Below are 14,929 nucleotides of genomic sequence, written 5' to 3' on the forward strand. Positions count from 1 at the left end.
TTGCCACTGCTAAAACAATCAGCCGAGCCCTGCAACAACACCACTTTAATATCAGCTTGCTGCTCGGCCAGCATCAACTGCGCAGTGAGTTGTTGGTACATGGCTAAATTTAATGCGTTTTTTTTCTCTGGCCGGTTCAGGGTCAGCGTTAACACTCCCTGCTGTAGCTCAGCTAATACTGTTGTCATTTGTCTTCCTTAGAAACCTGCGACACTGCCTTCGCGCCGCGGATCAGCAGCACCTTGCAACACCTTTGGGGTTACTTCAATGGCATGCAAGCCACTGTTTAAATCCTGTAACCGTACCTGATGACCTAGCACGGATAACGCCTGCTCCAGTTGCTGTAATGGCGTACCCGACTCCAATGCCAAATAGTCATTGCGGTGTGTAAATCGGGGTAAATCCAGGGCTTGTTGCACATCTAACTGCCAATCCAGAATAGCCACCAGGCTTTGTGCCACATAATTAATAATGCGGCTGCCACCGGGTGAGCCAATCACCAGCTTTAACTGATTATCGGCATCAAAGACCATCATCGGCGCCATAGAACTGCGCGGTCTCTTACCGCCCTCTACCCGGTTGGCAATTAACAGCCCGGCCTGCTCAGGAGCCAGACTAAAATCGGTCAGCTGATTATTTAATAAATAGCCATTGACCATCAGTCCTGAGCCAAACACATTTTCAATGCTGGTGGTCATGCTGACCGCATTGCCCTTGGCATCAACAATCGATAAATGACTGGTGTTGTAAAATTCTATGGCGTTGGCACTAAGCAATGGTTGAGCCCCGACCGGCTCACCAGCTAGCATCACTGGTGCTGCGTTTTTAGCTGAAATCAGTGCGGCGCGGCCGGCTAAATAGTCTGCTGCCAGCAAGCCCTCAACCGGCACTGCACTGAAATCCGGATCGGCGACAAAGCGGTCTCGATCGGCAAAGGCTAAGCGTGACGCTTCACTGATCAAATGAATAGCTTCAGCGCTATTGATCTGAAGCTCAGGCAGCGGAAAATGTGACAATATGCCCATGATTTGTAAAACCGCTATGCCACCTGAGCTGGGCGGCGCCATGCCACAGATTTGATACTGCCGGTAAGCTAAACAAACGGGGTCACGCTGCAGCGCCTGATAATTAGCTAAATCATCAAGGCTCAATAATCCCGGGTTCACCGCCGCTTGCTGCACTGTTGCCACTAATTGTTTGGCATTGTCGCCCTGATAAAAAGCCTGCACGCCTTGTGCAGCAATCTGTCGCAATATCGCAGCGTATTGCGGATTTTTTAAAATAGTGCCTGAGGCTACTGACTCGCCTTGCGGATAAAAATACTCTTTAGCAGGCGACAGCTTTTGGACTCCCTGATTCCAGCCCCGGGCTAACTGGCCGCTGATGCGTTCTGTAACCTCAAAGCCCTGCTCCGCCTGAGCAATGGTATCGGTAAATAAACTGGCCCAGGGCAATGTGCCATATAATTGATGCGCATCAGCCAAGGCTTTGAGTACGCCCGGCACACCAACTGATTTGCCGCCGACATAAGCCTGGCGCCAATCCAGTAATTGGCCATCCTGTTCAAATAAGCGGCCTGTTGCCGCTGCCGGCGCGGTTTCGCGGCCATCAAAGCTGGTTAATTGCTGTGTATCTGCCTGCCAGTGCAGGATAAAAGCACCGCCGCCAATGCCTGAGCTTTGCGGCTCCACTAAGCCCAGCATTAATTGCGTGGCTATGGCAGCATCTATTGCAGACCCCCCGGCGGCAAGCATCCGCTGTCCTGCTGCTGCGGCCAACGGATGTGCTGCGGCCACCATCGCTTTTGGATATTCGGTTAACTGCTGCTGATAAAGGCCAGTGGCAGCTTCAGGCTCACGGGTTTCTTGCACCGGCTGTGCAACTATCGACGCAGAGAGTAACAACCAGGCACTATTACTTAGCCAAAAAAATGGTTTCATGTTGCCGCCCCTCATCAATCGTAAATCAAACATAAAACTGCAATCCTATACCCTACTGCCTGCTGCCGGGCAAAGCAAGCATCTACAGCATTAGAAATAACGCTTGATCTTAAGCAGTAAATCGTTTTGCATAGGCACTTTATTATTAATGCTGCAGGTGTCTGTTGCTAAAGATTGTATGGTCCATCCATTTTCTGCCTTATCTATTGTTACTCACGCTGTTATGGCTACTGGCTCTGGCAGGACAACCCGCTCAGGAAGCCTTATTATATAGCCGTCAAGCGTTAGCTGAGCATCAATACTGGCGCTTACTCAGCGCACATCTGGTGCATTCGAACTGGTATCATTTGCTACTGAACAGCGGTGGCTTATTGTTAGTCATGTTGCTGCATGCTGAGTATCAGGCACGACAGCCGCTACTATGGCAGTGCCTGTTTGCCGCTTTACTGATAAGCCTGCTAACCTGGCTATGGCAACCGCATATTGTTGAATATGTTGGCTTATCCGGCATTTTGCATGCGCTGCTCTGCTATGGCGCGCTCTGTGACAGCCAGTTGCGTAAAGTCGGCGGCAAACTGCTGTTAGTGGGGCTTATAGCTAAAGTGGCTTATGAGCACTATCAGGGCCCGGATGCGGCTTTAGGGCAACTAATTAATGCTGAAGTGGCTATTTTTGCCCATTTATATGGTCTTATCGCCGGCTTTTTATTGTTTGGCTGGGATCTGGTCCGACGCACTACGCTATTTCGCGGAACAAATAACCCCTCTTAAAAACAACCACAGCACTATTGCGCATCAACGCTCATCCTGCCAGTTAAACCAGCCACCAAACAAGCGGTACACCGCATAACTACTTACTTCAGCGCTAAGCTTGGCATAGAGGTCAAAGTTACTTAGATTTACCGTTAGCATGCAACTGAGATAGGGGCAATTTACCGGCCGGAAGGTTTGGCTTCCCACTGAGCTAACCCCGGCATTAAAGTCGTGTAATTTAATCAGTTGCGACACCCGCCAATGATGATAATCGCTGCTGACAAACTGTAAACGCTGACTGGTCGATAAGCGCTGGCTTAACCTGTAAAACTCCTGATAGGTATTATCACCGCCATCAAAACAGTCCACCACCAACTGGTCGTGCTTTTCCAGTAAAAAATCAAGATAGGGCTGACAGTGCCGGGTAGTAATAGTCACACTGGCCGGCATATTATTCACTTGCCTGACTAAATGCCGCAAACGTGCCTCGCCGCAGGCCGGTAAATGCTCTGGCGAGCCACCACAGCCCAATAGCACAAAATGGCTATCAGAGGATGCTGTGACACTGGTATTAATCTGACTGCTGTACAAGATGCGCACCTGATTGGCGACCAAGGTATTACCTAATAGGTAAAAACTTACCAATAAACACCATAGGCCCTTTTTACGATAAGCCATGCAGGCCAGCAGCAAAGCATACATAAACAAGTTATGCGGGTATAGCATGGTTTCAAGCAGATCTTTCATCTGTTCCCCCGACGCCGCCAGGCAGCAGCAAACTGATATTTAGTAAGGCCCAAGGCAACCAGAGCATACCGGATGTCAGCACATGCCCGGCCAGCAAGCAGACCATCAATAACAGCAGGTTTAGCAGTATAATGGCTGCGGCTTGAGAGCGCTGCCGACTCTGCCAATTGTGCCAGAATAGCAGAGTAAAACTCCAGACAAATACCAAGACCCCTGCTAAACCATAAAAAATCCATAGATCAAACAGATCCAGCTCCACAAAATACTTTTTAAGGTATAGCTGCATACCGCTGATACCGACACCAAACAGCAGTTGCCAGACCGGGTATTCTGATATCAGCGTCTGCAGTGAACGTGATAAATACAGATCCCGCGACGATAATAGGATTCCAGCGAGTCCGCGCTGCTGGTATGCGTACTGCCATTTATCCCATAACCCCGCCCACTGCAATAAAGCTGGCCCTTGCCACAGCAGTAGCAAACATAGCATCACACTTAACAGCAGCAAAGGGCCCAGCAAAGCGCGCCTTTGCTGCCACCAGCGTCCGTTTTGCAGCAATAGCGGCAGCAGTAACACCAGCACCAGACAACCTAATACCCCGGTTTTAGTCAGCATCAAGGCGGCACAGCTCAGGCTAATTAAGCCTGTAAGTAAATACGCCACTTTATTGCGTGGCCAACAATACAACAGTGCCCAACAGCTCAGTACCAGCCACAGTGCTGACAACTCATTGGTGGAGTAAAAAAATCCTTTATAGCCTAAGAAGCGTTGCTGCACCGCTTCCATCGGCTGATAAGCGGTATAGCCAAAACCCAGCAGCCCCAACAGCACATTTACCAGTACCACTAAAAAGCTTATTAACATTACTCGTTGCAGCAACTGACCGCAGGCTTTGGGGGTTTGCAAGGCTAAGGGCTTTAAATAATAAAATGCCAGCAGCAGCGCCAGTATTTTGCTGACCAGTTGCAATTCGGCTAACCAAAACAGCTGGCCAGTCTGGCTAAAGCTAAGCAGCGGTCCCAATAGCATCAAGGCCCCCAGTAAGCTCAGATACCAAGCCTGAGCTTGCCGCCGTTGCCATAACGAGCTGTACATTAAGGCCAGCAAAGTACCTTTAAATATCATGCTGAGCCCATAACTGGTGCCGACACTTTGCAACAAAGCACCGTTTAACATATCTACCAGCAAAAACCATGGCGCCAACCATAAAACAAGCTGATCGGTCCGGCTTATTTGTCTCGTTGGCGGGAGCATTATTTTTTAAACATCCCTGAGATGCCTTTGTTTAACAAGCGAATTCGCATCCGGCTCAGCCAGGCCAGTTTTTGTTTAAAATAATAGCGGCTTTTTAGCGTCACTAACCCAGAACGGCAATAGTGCAGCCATTGCGCCAGGCTAAGCGGTTGCTTTTGCATCATTAAGCGATAAAACATTTGATTCTGCAGGTTTCTTTCAGACATGTGCGCCCGGTGCTTAGCGACAAATTGTTTGTGCGCATCCAGTCTTTTCGGTGAATCGGTAATACGGCCCAGCTCATGACCCACATTTACTTTGTAACTGGCATCGGCAATACGTAATGCCGGGCCAAAGCCCTGCACTACCCGGACCCACATATCGTAATCCTGAAAGGCGGCCAGCGCAGTGTCGAATCCCTGTAGTGCTATCATTCTGTCACGCTTGACCAGCGCCTGATTGGACATAGAATGTAAGTCGAGTAAGGCGGTTAGGGTAACCACCTCAGGGTAATTAAACAGTGTCTTGCGCACACTACCATAGTCCCAGATATAGGATGAACTGACGCAACTGTACTGATCATCATAAGCCGCATATAAACTACTCAGGCGATGCGGCAAAAACTCATCGTCATCATCTAAACCGGTAACAAATTCACCTTTAGCCTGTTCTATAGCTCTGTTACGGGCAGCACAAGCCCCCATACCCTGCGGCTGACGAAAAAAACGTACCCGCTCTTCATTGATATACCGGTTAGTTAAGCGGCTCCAGCTGTCATCTGTAGAAGCATCGTCTACCACGATTAATTCAAAGTAAGGATAATCCTGAGCCAATACAGATTCTATCGCCCGTATCGCCATGTCTACCCGGTTAAAAGTCGGCATATAAACGCTTATTAACGGCTTAGCTTGCTGTTTATTCATGCTGATTCCTTAAATCCGGCCGAGGATAACTAACCATAAATAGCGAAGCAACCTTAGTTGCCGGCCAATGCGGCTAGGTTGTAACAACAAGCGGTAAGCCCACTCAAGATTGAGTTTACACCACAGCTCTGGTGCCCGTTTCACATTACCCGTGTACACATCGTAGGTGCCCCCTACGCCCATATAAAAACATGCAGGATGCTGCTGCATAATACGGCCAATCAGTAATTCCTGCCGCGGTGAACCCATAGCAACACTGACAATGCGAGCGCCGCTTAGTGTTATTGCATCAATCAACGCCGCTTCGTCGCTAAAATAGCCGTCCACCGCCCCCACCAACTGCACGCCTTCAGCCGTTAATTTATCACGGGTTTGCTGTAATACCTCCGGCTTAGCACCAATGATAAATACCGGCACCTGATAACGTGCAGCCCGTTTCATTAACTGTTGCCACAATTCGCAACCGGGAATCCGTTGCACTTTAATACCCAACCTTCGACTCATCACTTTTACCACACCAATACCATCGGCATAGCGCAAATCCGCCTGTTGGATCACGCTATTAATAGCGGGGTTTTCCAATGCACTGAGCACTTTTTCCGGATTAATAGCGATAGCCGAGCCATGAAAAACCGTACCATCCGGCTTTATCACCGTATTTAGCAGCGCATCCATGCCACTGAAGGCGGCCACAGCGACCGGTCCAATATTTACCGTTTGCGGCAATGCCGCACCTGCTGGTTCAGTCATCTCATGCTCACTGTTTAGTTAGCTGTTGATATAAGAGCTCAAGACGTTGGGCCACTTGGGCTATTCCCTCTGGCTCAGCTCTTTGTCTGGCCGCCTGTTGCCAGGTGGCATATTGTTCGGGGCTGGCCTGCCACATCTGCTGTAATGCCTGCAACAAAGCTTGTTGCAGCGCATGTTCATCAGCGTGTGCTGGTAGTAAAAAGCCATTCTCACCGTCAATCACTTGTGCCAGGCTGCCATCGGTGGTCGTGGCAATCACTGGCGTGTAACACGCCATGGCCTCGGCCATCACCAGCCCAAAGGCTTCGTTGCGTGACAAACTCACTAAACAACGGGCCCGGTGATACCATTGCTGTAATTCTGTTGGCGTTTGCCCGCTTAAAAAACTGGCGTTGGGATAGAGCGCCAAAACCTGTTGCAGCTGCGCTTGCATGGGGCCTGAGCCAATGATAAGTATGCGCTTATCTGCCAGCAACGGCAGCAAGCTGATTAAGCGATCTACCCCTTTGTTGTGATCTAAACTCCCTACAAAAAGTAAATCGATGTCTTTATCCGCTAATGGCTTTTGCCGGGCAGCGGCGTACACCTGAGCGATACCGGCTGACAGCACCTGCCAACTGGCTGGCTGACAGAAAAAATGCTGCGCCAGGCTTTGACTACTGAATATCCAGTGTTCGACAAAACCAGCACACCAGCGATACCACCATCCTGCCGGCTTATATTTATAGATATCACTGCCATGACAAGTAACAATAATGCGGACATGACGATGTCTGCACAATTTATACAATAAGGCCAACCAGATGGTCGGATAAAAAAAATGAACGTGTATAATATCGAAGCTTTGCCGGGTAAAGAGGTAGCGCCAGGTAAAGTCCAGCAAAAATACCGGATATTTAAGGTAACGATTCAGCCTCGAGTCACTGTGCCAGCGCATATAATGGTAACCAGGCTTTAAGCCGGCAGCCTGCAGTGCTTCTACCTGCTGCTGCACAAAGCGCCCCTGAAAAGGTGCGCTGGCTTTAGGCCCCATATTGGTAATTACAAGAACTGACGGTTGCGACAAAACGATTACTCTTTAATCAAGACTTACACTCAGGGGATAACCCTACTCATTTTATACAGATAGCGAGTCAGAATAAGCGGTTTTAAAAAAATAAACACCGAGTTTATCATTGGATTAATGAAATCACTTGATACACTGGCAAGGTGAAAGTGTAATTGTTACAACTGACGCTTAGCTGAATACGATTGGACGGAATCCTGATGCCTGAAGTTGGCTTTTTATTGTCGAGTGGGATCTTTGGTTGTGCGCTGGCTCTGGCTATCTATTATCCGCTATCGCAGAAAATAGGTCTGGTCGATATTCCCCGTGGCAGGAAACAGCATCAGGGCGCGATTCCACTGATTGGCGGTTTGGCCGTATATACCGGCTTATTAGTCAGTCTGCTATTGTTTGGCACACCGGCTCTGCAAGCAGGCTATTACCTCACTTGTGCCGGCGCTATAGTATTGCTCGGAGCTTTTGATGACTACCTGGATTTAAGTGTCTCCTTGCGACTGTCGGTACAGTTATTACTCGGCTTATTAATGATTTTCAGCCTTGATTTGCATATCAGTCAGCTGAGTAACCTGTTTGGCTTTGGGCCATTACCATTGGGCCCTTTGGGTATTCCCTTTACTCTGATAGCGGTCATTGCCGCCATTAATGCCTTTAACATGACTGACGGCATTGATGGTCTGGCCGGAATGTTAAGTCTGGTCAGTTTTAGTTGTATCGCACTTTTTATGTTGCTATGGGGCCAAGCACATTATGCGTTGCTGCCATTATTATTGATCGTGGCATTATTGCCTTATCTGGCGTTAAATCTGAATCTTTGGCCAGCGCGAAAAGTCTTTATGGGTGATGCTGGTAGCATGCTTATCGGATTGTCGGTTATTTGGTTGCTTATTCTGGGTACACAAAGTGAAACTGCCAGTTTTCGGCCGGTTACCGCCTTATGGATTATTGCTATACCGCTGATGGATATGCTGGCTATTATGTTCCGCCGTCTTGCTAAAGGGCAGTCGCCCTTTAAGGCCGATCGCGAACATTTACATCATATTTCTTTGCGTATGGGCTTAAGCTCCCGCCAATCCTTATTCCTTATCAGCGCTTTGGCTTGTGTTTTTGCTTGTTTTGGCATTATTGGTGAGTATTTACTGGTACCAGATCTGGCGATGTTATTGTTATTTATTGCTATTTTTAGCCTGTATTTAATGCTGCTTCAACATGTTTGGCGGCTGATATCCTGGATCCGGCAACGGCAGAGAACCCGCTAATGTTAAAACGACTAAATAAACTGCTGCAAGCCCGCGCTACGGCCATGTTATCAGAAAAACTGCTGAAAATTCTGCTGGCCGCGGTGCTGACCATTATTGTAGCTCGTTGGCTGGGCGCGGCTGAATTAGGTATTTACGCTATTGTGATGGCCTGGAGCGCTTTTTTAGTTCCGTTAACCAGTATGGGCTTAAACAATATTGTTGTGCGGCAAATGGTTAAACATAACGAATCGCAACAAGCGATGACGCTATTATATAGCGCTATCAGCATCAGGCTGGGTCTGGGGTTACTGGGGGGCAGCCTGATGTTGCTGCTTTTTTACGGCCTGTATCCGCAACTCTTTACTGGCTACACTGCACTGGCCATCCCAGTGCTCTTTTTGTTGCAGGCGTTTTTTGGCTTTTTATTGTTTGAATTTTATCTGAATTATCAGGGTACATTTCGAAGCCCGGCTTATGCCAAAGCCGCCATCAGCCTGTTTAGTTTTTGCCTGAAACTACTATTACTGTATTTGGGCTTTGGCATAGCCAGTTTGTTATTACTGACCGGCATAGAGTTTTTGTTAGTGGCACTGGCTCAATACCTGTTGTACCGTCGAAAGCAACAGCCGTTTAACGCCACAGCAGAGCGCTGGCCTGGTTATCATCCTCGCTGGTTTAACCTCAGTCAGGTTAAAGCACTGCTGAAACGCTCATCGTGGCTGTGGTTATCCGGTATAGTGTCAGTGATTTACCTGAAAATCGATATCGTCATGATCGGTGCCATTGCCGGGACTGAGCAAGCAGGCATCTATGCGGCAGCCAGCCGCTTATCTGAACTCTGGTATGTGTTTCCTGCCACCTTAGCAGCACGTTACTACCCGGATATGCTAAAAAGCTACCAAATTGGCCTGACGCCTTACTATGTTAAATTGCGCCGCTTTGCCCTGTGGTTTTTTAGCGCCGCCTTAACCATTGCGGTGTTAATGACACTAAGCGCGTCTTGGCTTATCAGCCTGTTATTTGGCGATGACTTTAGCGCGGCCGTTGAGGTACTGCGTATTCATATCTGGGCAGGCTGTTTTATTTTTGTGCGTTATCTTATCAGCCAGCACCTGGTGATAACCGAGCAGGAGCCGCTATCGTTGTTAAGCCATGGCGTTGGTGCACTGCTGAATGTTGGCCTTAACCTGTGGCTAATTCCTAAGATGGGCATAGTCGGCGCGGCCTGGGCCACGCTGATTTCTTATGCCTATGCCTCGTTCTTTTTCCTGTTTTTATCCGCCAGCACCCGCTCGCAGCTGTGGCAATTTTTCCGCACTCGTCGGCAGAGGCCTCATTAAAAGGTTGTGTGATGACTCAAGCACTTTTCGTTGAAATTAAAGGCGTACAATTTCGTAATAAAGGCGCCTACTTAATGCTACTTGCCAGCCTTGAAGGGTTAAAAGGGCAACCCTCGCCGGTTGAACTGGTGCTATCTCCAGGCCCTAACCTGCCCTATGTCGAGCGCGCCAAACTGGGTGCCTGGCAAAAGCTGTCTTTTCGCCGGGGTGGTCTTGATTTAACCCCCATAATTGGTAAGCTGCCAGGCGCTATCCAGCGACTGTTTCAGCGATATGGCATGGTCAGTGAGCAACAGCTTGATGTAGTGCTCGAAGCCAGTGGTTTTGCTTATGGTGAGCAGTGGCCGCTGCGCTTTTTGCAAAATACCGCCAAAGAAGTGGTACGTTTTGCCAAAGCCAATAAGCCGTTTATTTTTATGCCCCAAGCCTTTGGCCCTTTTAACAGCGAAGCCAGTAAAGCCGCAATGCGTGATATCATCCATCATGCCAGGCTGATTTTTGTCCGTGATCCGGTATCACTCGAACATTTAAAAAGTTGTGTTGCCGAATTACCCGCATCAGTGGTATTAACGCCCGATTTTACTATTGGACTAACTGCCCGCCCTAACGCCGAATTACCCGATATACAGGGCCGCTTTGCGGCGCTTATTCCCAATAACAAAGTGGTATCAAAATTTAACCACGCCGGCGCTGAGCAACAGCGTAGTAGTTATATTGCTGCCTTTGCCGCAGCCGCCAACCACCTACACCAATTGGGCATCAGCACCTTACTGGTAAACCATGAAGGTAAAGAAGATGCGCAAATATGCGCAGAAATCGCGGCATTAGCCCCCTGCCAAATAGTCCAGATTGAAGACCCTCTGGCGGTAAAAGCGCTGATAGGCAGAGCTGAGCTGGCTATCAGCTCACGCTTTCATGGCGCTGTGAATGCGCTCAGTCAGGGCGTGCCCTGTATTGCAACCAGTTGGAGCCATAAATACCATGCCATGATGAGCGATTTTGGCATGGCCGACTACTGTGTTGCCGAGCTGAGCGAACAAAGCTTGCTGACCGCGTTGCAGCAGTTACTGGACAACCAGGCAAGCCTAAGATCTGAGGTAAGAACAAAGGCTGCGGCGTTAAAACAACAAAACAACGCTATGTGGCAGCGCTTGTATCAGGCGCTTAATTAACTGCACTTAACCTACGCCCGTTACAAACAGCGGTACTTTTAAGGTGTTATCGACTTTTTCCGGGCTGCCACACATTTCATCGTAAGCAGATTGATGCACCAAAAAGGCTTTGCGAATGACGCAGGCAGACAATGCCTGCTTTACCTCTTCTACACTGTGAAATTGCTGAGGTCTGTTAGTGTCATCAACTAAAAAAGCTTTTCGACCATCATAATCGGCTTCAGCCAGATAAACCCCCATTTCAAAAGAGTGAATAGTCAGTTCGTCTAGTCGTACATCATGATGGTTAAGGTGTTGGGCACGATGGAAGTTCATGGCAGGCTCCGCTATTTTGTGATCAGTTCAATCTGGGTTTGCATAAAAATTACGCATTATTGTAGCAGCTGGATCTGTCACTTAACCCTGAGCTGCACTAAAGCACTAGCTCGCCGTTGACCTGTGAAGCAATCAGGGTATGATTTAACTCAGCTACCCAATTGTTGTGTTACTTCTGCGAGTTTAATGTGTATGGACGCCAGTTTTTATCGATGCAAACAAGTATTAGTGGTTGACGACTGTGCTCCGGTGCGTTCATCTATCAAGGCTATATTGCAACAAATGGGCTTTGAAGCAATTCATTTAGCGCGTGACGCTAATGAGGCATTGGAGAAATGCCTTGAGCTACCCTTTGATTTTATCTTATGTGATTTTCATCTGGGCGAAGGCCGCGATGGCCATCAGCTATTTGAAAGCCTGAAACAACAGCAGCTATTATCTGCGCTGTGCTGTTTTATTATCATTAGTGCAGAAAACCAGCGGCAAACCATTCATGGTGTAATAGAATTACAGCCTGACGACTATATTTTAAAACCTTTCAGCTTTCCGATTCTGAGTGAGCGCTTAACCCGCGCCGTCAAACAAAAAATTGCCCTGCGTAAAATTCTGATTAATTTGTTTGAGCAAGACGAGCAGCAGGCCATTAAAGCATGCGAATCTGTAGTTAAAAACAAACCCGAGTTTAGTGCTGCTGCCAATCGTTTAAAAGGTGAATTGTTATTAAAAACCGGCCAATACGCAGCAGCTGAGCATTTTTATCAACAGATACTGGATAGCCGTAATTTTGCCTGGGCCAGGCTTGGTCGTGCACTGGCGGCATTTTATCTGGAACGCTGGGATGATACCGAACTCCAATTGGCCGATTTAACGCAGTATGATGAAACTAAGGTAGAAGCGCTGGATTGGTTATCACGGCTTTATGTTAAGTATGGCCGCTACGATGCTGCACAAAAAACCTTATATGAAGCCGTGCTGCTGGCGCCTAAAAATATCACCCGGCAAAAAACCCTTAGTAACCTTAATACCATTATAGGTAATAAAGAAGCGGCAGCGCGTATCAACCAGAAGTTGATTGCTGCTGCCCGTTTTTCTATGCACGAGACACCGGATCTCTATCTGAATCATGCCCGCAGCCTAATTGATGTCGCTTACAGTAAAAACTTACTGGAACGGACTATTTTTCTGCAACATGCCACTCAGTTACTGGACGGCTTAAACAAACGCTTTGATGTCAGTCGCCTGACCCAGGCTATTGCCATTACCCGCAGCCGGGTACTGGCAGCCCGAGGCCAGTTGTTGGAAGCCAAAGAGTTATTGAATGCCCAAGGGCAGCTGGAAAATAGTAGCCTGACCATTGATGGTTGCATGGATGCCGCTAAAGCCCACTTTGAATTGGGCGACCTGCATGCCAGTGAATTTTATATTGATAAATTGGCAGGATTTTTAGCGCAGGATGATTTTTTAACCGAAACCCAGCGCATCATGCTAAAAATGGAACAACAACGCCATCAGCAGCTCAAAGCGCAGATTAAACAAATTAATAGTGAAGCTGCAGAAGCTTATCAGGCTCAGTATTTTGGCCGTGCCACCAGTTTGTTTTGTGAGCTGCTGGATTATATGCCAACCAATCCGGTTATCGCCCTGAATTTGCTGCAGGCAGCCAGTAAGGTGTCCGGCTTAACAGAGCAAACTCTCAGTTACAGCCGTAAAGCTATTCAGTTATTACTGCGCTGTGAGCTGAGCAACACGAATCAGGATAAATTTAATTTGTACTACCAACAGCTGTGCGAGCAATATCCGGAGTTGCAACAGCGGGCTAAACGTCAGCAAGGGGCTGAGTAAACCTTACCCGACAATCGCACCTTTGCCACATTTAGCGACCGGAGTGCACATCAGAAGGGTTTAGCATATATCTCATACTGGCTTTGATTTCACGCCAAATAGCGACAAAAAACGCGGTAAGCGGCACTGCCAGTACCATGCCGGTAATACCCCACAGAACCGTGCCCCAAAAAAACAGCGATATCACGACCAACGCCGGATGCAGTCCGGAATGGTTTGCCATGATTTTCGGCGTTAATAAAACACTTTCTACTACTTGCACAATGGCAAACACCAGGGCTGCCAGCAATAATAGCGGCAGGCCGCCATCTGGTTGCAGTAATGCCATCGGCAAGACTACCAGTAGCCCAATTAAAGATCCCAGAAAAGGGATAATATTCAGCAAACCCAGCACCAGCCCTATAAGCACACCGTATTGCAGGCCAATCAGTGAAAAGCTCAGCGCATATAAAATCCCCATACACATGGCAATGATTAACTGTCCTTGAAAGAACGCACTGACATAGCCTATAAACACATCGATAAAATACAGTAGCTTTTGCCGGGTTGACCGTTGAAACACTGTAAACAATTCAGTCAGTTGGCCACGAAGTAAATGACCGGACAACAGTGCAAAAAACAGGAATAGTGGCACAAAACCTATACCCGCCAGCACCCCCAGATAGGACATTACATTTTTGCTGGTGTGTTCAAGATCAGGCATCACTGACTTGCTACTCTCGCCAGCCTTACCTGGCATATTGTCGGCAAGCATCTTACTGATCTCAGGGAAATTACTGCTAAATACTTGCTGCCAGTGCGCCAACGTATCCGGCAGAGTGGTCATTAACTGCAGCGCCTGGTTAACCATCATAGGCACCAGAAACACAAATAAGCTGCTAATACCGACAAAAAACAATAGCAGCACTATGATAATGGCCAGTATGCGTGGCAGGTGCAGACGGACTGTCAGACACTGCACCACGGGATGCAGCACTAAAGCCAAAATGCCAGCAAGCGATAGTGACAGCAACAGATGGTTAAATACACTCAGCAACCAACCGAACGACCAGGCAATAATGCCGAGTAACAACGTCAGCAGTACCATAAATAACAGCACGGCGGTATAGCGGAACAAGCGTAACTCAACGGCGTTAAACAAACGTTGTTCGCCCGCAAACTTTGCCCTGCCGACCGGAATGTCTTTCATGTCGTAGGGCATCACTAATACCTGATTTAACGGCCGGATCTGCCCAGTAACATCATGCCCACGCCAGCAGCGGTGGCAGCAGCACCAAAGATAAGGAACCAGATGGTGGAATCAGTAAAGCGGCCGGTCACAGCCTCTGTCACCTGATCGCCCATACTTTGCGATGACTGATAGGCAAACACCAACAGTAAAATACCGACCACAAGTAATACAACAGCGAGCACTTTATTATTCATTTTTTATCTCTTTCTGATCAATGAAGGATGAACGCCCAAGATAGACACATTTAACAGCTTTATCTGTACGCTACCTCACATACAGCGGCAGTATTTAGCTGTGTCAGCGCCTTAACCTGGACAGCCATTTCGGCCGCGGCTGCTAAGAGTGCACTACACTCTATTTAGCAAAAAAACAGGGGCTT

At 48.1% G+C, this 14,929-nt stretch carries 15 protein-coding genes; 5 read left to right on the plus strand and 10 right to left on the minus strand.

Annotated features, from left to right (window positions below; all coding sequences use genetic code 11):
* Window positions 1-188 (minus strand): enoyl-CoA hydratase/isomerase family protein (locus V7D78_RS04330; RefSeq protein WP_333607204.1); only part of this gene is annotated, 188 nt, incomplete at its 3' end.
* Window positions 189-197: 9 nt separating this feature from the next.
* Window positions 198-1,940: a gamma-glutamyltransferase gene (gene ggt / locus V7D78_RS04335; RefSeq protein WP_333607205.1), complete on the minus strand. Its 1,743-nt coding sequence runs from the start codon at window positions 1,938-1,940 to the stop codon at window positions 198-200.
* Window positions 1,941-2,104: 164 nt separating this feature from the next.
* Between ggt and rrtA the strand changes: the two genes are divergently transcribed.
* Entirely contained in the window at window positions 2,105-2,710 is a 606-nt protein-coding gene (rrtA, locus tag V7D78_RS04340; protein ID WP_333607206.1) for a rhombosortase, read from the plus strand.
* Window positions 2,711-2,734: 24 nt separating this feature from the next.
* On the opposite strand, the gene V7D78_RS04345 is transcribed toward rrtA, so the two are convergent.
* The 5 genes from V7D78_RS04345 to V7D78_RS04365 all read right to left on the minus strand — a co-directional run bounded on the left by V7D78_RS04345 (window position 2,735) and on the right by V7D78_RS04365 (window position 7,412).
* On the minus strand, window positions 2,735-3,439 hold the full coding sequence (locus V7D78_RS04345; RefSeq protein WP_333607207.1) for a hypothetical protein: 705 nt from the start codon (window positions 3,437-3,439) through the stop codon (window positions 2,735-2,737).
* The gene (locus V7D78_RS04350; RefSeq protein ID WP_333607208.1) at window positions 3,423-4,616 is read right to left on the minus strand and encodes an O-antigen ligase family protein; all 1,194 of its coding nucleotides are present in this window, start codon (window positions 4,614-4,616) and stop codon (window positions 3,423-3,425) included. The genes V7D78_RS04345 and V7D78_RS04350 overlap by 17 nt, the downstream gene beginning before the upstream one ends.
* A 77-nt stretch (window positions 4,617-4,693) precedes the next feature.
* On the minus strand, window positions 4,694-5,596 hold the full coding sequence (locus V7D78_RS04355) for a glycosyltransferase (protein WP_333607209.1): 903 nt from the start codon (window positions 5,594-5,596) through the stop codon (window positions 4,694-4,696).
* A 9-nt stretch (window positions 5,597-5,605) separates the two neighbouring features.
* Window positions 5,606-6,346: a WecB/TagA/CpsF family glycosyltransferase gene (locus V7D78_RS04360; RefSeq protein WP_333607210.1), complete on the minus strand. Its 741-nt coding sequence runs from the start codon at window positions 6,344-6,346 to the stop codon at window positions 5,606-5,608.
* Window positions 6,347-6,353: 7 nt separating this feature from the next.
* Window positions 6,354-7,412 carry a glycosyltransferase family 4 protein gene (locus V7D78_RS04365; RefSeq protein WP_333607211.1) on the minus strand — a complete coding sequence of 353 codons (1,059 nt, stop codon included), beginning with the start codon at window positions 7,410-7,412 and terminating at the stop codon, window positions 6,354-6,356.
* A 200-nt stretch (window positions 7,413-7,612) separates the two neighbouring features.
* On the opposite strand from V7D78_RS04365, the gene wecA reads away from it, so the two are divergent.
* The 3 genes from wecA to V7D78_RS04380 are packed head-to-tail and all read left to right on the plus strand — an operon-like array spanning window position 7,613 to window position 11,162.
* Window positions 7,613-8,668 carry a UDP-N-acetylglucosamine--undecaprenyl-phosphate N-acetylglucosaminephosphotransferase gene (wecA, locus tag V7D78_RS04370; protein ID WP_333607212.1) on the plus strand — a complete coding sequence of 352 codons (1,056 nt, stop codon included), beginning with the start codon at window positions 7,613-7,615 and terminating at the stop codon, window positions 8,666-8,668.
* Window positions 8,623-9,990, plus strand: coding sequence for a flippase (locus tag V7D78_RS04375; RefSeq protein ID WP_333607213.1), 1,368 nt, complete (start codon window positions 8,623-8,625; stop codon window positions 9,988-9,990). The genes wecA and V7D78_RS04375 overlap by 46 nt, the downstream gene beginning before the upstream one ends.
* Window positions 9,991-10,001: 11 nt before the next feature.
* Window positions 10,002-11,162, plus strand: a complete 1,161-nt coding sequence (locus V7D78_RS04380; RefSeq protein WP_333607214.1) for a polysaccharide pyruvyl transferase family protein — start codon at window positions 10,002-10,004, stop codon at window positions 11,160-11,162.
* 6 nt (window positions 11,163-11,168) lie between these two features.
* On the opposite strand, the gene V7D78_RS04385 is transcribed toward V7D78_RS04380, so the two are convergent.
* On the minus strand, window positions 11,169-11,477 hold the full coding sequence (locus V7D78_RS04385) for a DUF6482 family protein (protein ID WP_333607215.1): 309 nt from the start codon (window positions 11,475-11,477) through the stop codon (window positions 11,169-11,171).
* A 192-nt stretch (window positions 11,478-11,669) separates the two neighbouring features.
* On the opposite strand from V7D78_RS04385, the gene V7D78_RS04390 reads away from it, so the two are divergent.
* Window positions 11,670-13,319 (plus strand): response regulator, encoded by a 1,650-nt coding sequence (locus V7D78_RS04390; RefSeq protein ID WP_333607216.1) that lies wholly within the window; start codon window positions 11,670-11,672, stop codon window positions 13,317-13,319.
* 31 nt (window positions 13,320-13,350) lie between these two features.
* Here V7D78_RS04390 and V7D78_RS04395 read toward each other — a convergent pair whose 3' ends face one another.
* Both V7D78_RS04395 and V7D78_RS04400 read right to left on the minus strand, forming a co-directional pair.
* Complete coding sequence (locus V7D78_RS04395; RefSeq protein WP_333607217.1) at window positions 13,351-14,520, minus strand: AI-2E family transporter; 1,170 nt, start codon at window positions 14,518-14,520, stop codon at window positions 13,351-13,353.
* A gap of 14 nt (window positions 14,521-14,534) precedes the next feature.
* Window positions 14,535-14,744 (minus strand): DUF3185 family protein, encoded by a 210-nt coding sequence (locus tag V7D78_RS04400; protein ID WP_333607218.1) that lies wholly within the window; start codon window positions 14,742-14,744, stop codon window positions 14,535-14,537.
* Between the last annotated feature and the right edge of the window lie 185 nt (window positions 14,745-14,929).

This window comes from Arsukibacterium sp. (assembly GCF_036735525.1).
In the GTDB taxonomy this organism is placed as follows: domain Bacteria; phylum Pseudomonadota; class Gammaproteobacteria; order Enterobacterales; family Alteromonadaceae; genus Alishewanella.

What these genes read in the sequence shown, in the direction of transcription:
- V7D78_RS04360 (WP_333607210.1), bottom strand. Translation starts at nt 6,346, where the DNA reads ATGACTGAACCAGCAGGTGCGGCATTGCCGCAAACGGTAAATATTGGA.
- V7D78_RS04380 (WP_333607214.1), top strand. Translation starts at nt 10,002, where the DNA reads ATGACTCAAGCACTTTTCGTTGAAATTAAAGGCGTACAATTTCGTAAT.
- V7D78_RS04390 (WP_333607216.1), top strand. Translation starts at nt 11,670, where the DNA reads ATGGACGCCAGTTTTTATCGATGCAAACAAGTATTAGTGGTTGACGAC.
- V7D78_RS04345 (WP_333607207.1), bottom strand. Translation starts at nt 3,439, where the DNA reads ATGAAAGATCTGCTTGAAACCATGCTATACCCGCATAACTTGTTTATG.
- wecA (WP_333607212.1), top strand. Translation starts at nt 7,613, where the DNA reads ATGCCTGAAGTTGGCTTTTTATTGTCGAGTGGGATCTTTGGTTGTGCG.
- V7D78_RS04400 (WP_333607218.1), bottom strand. Translation starts at nt 14,744, where the DNA reads ATGAATAATAAAGTGCTCGCTGTTGTATTACTTGTGGTCGGTATTTTA.
- V7D78_RS04385 (WP_333607215.1), bottom strand. Translation starts at nt 11,477, where the DNA reads ATGAACTTCCATCGTGCCCAACACCTTAACCATCATGATGTACGACTA.
- V7D78_RS04395 (WP_333607217.1), bottom strand. Translation starts at nt 14,520, where the DNA reads ATGCCCTACGACATGAAAGACATTCCGGTCGGCAGGGCAAAGTTTGCG.
- V7D78_RS04350 (WP_333607208.1), bottom strand. Translation starts at nt 4,616, where the DNA reads ATGTTAAACGGTGCTTTGTTGCAAAGTGTCGGCACCAGTTATGGGCTC.
- ggt (WP_333607205.1), bottom strand. Translation starts at nt 1,940, where the DNA reads ATGAAACCATTTTTTTGGCTAAGTAATAGTGCCTGGTTGTTACTCTCT.
- V7D78_RS04355 (WP_333607209.1), bottom strand. Translation starts at nt 5,596, where the DNA reads ATGAATAAACAGCAAGCTAAGCCGTTAATAAGCGTTTATATGCCGACT.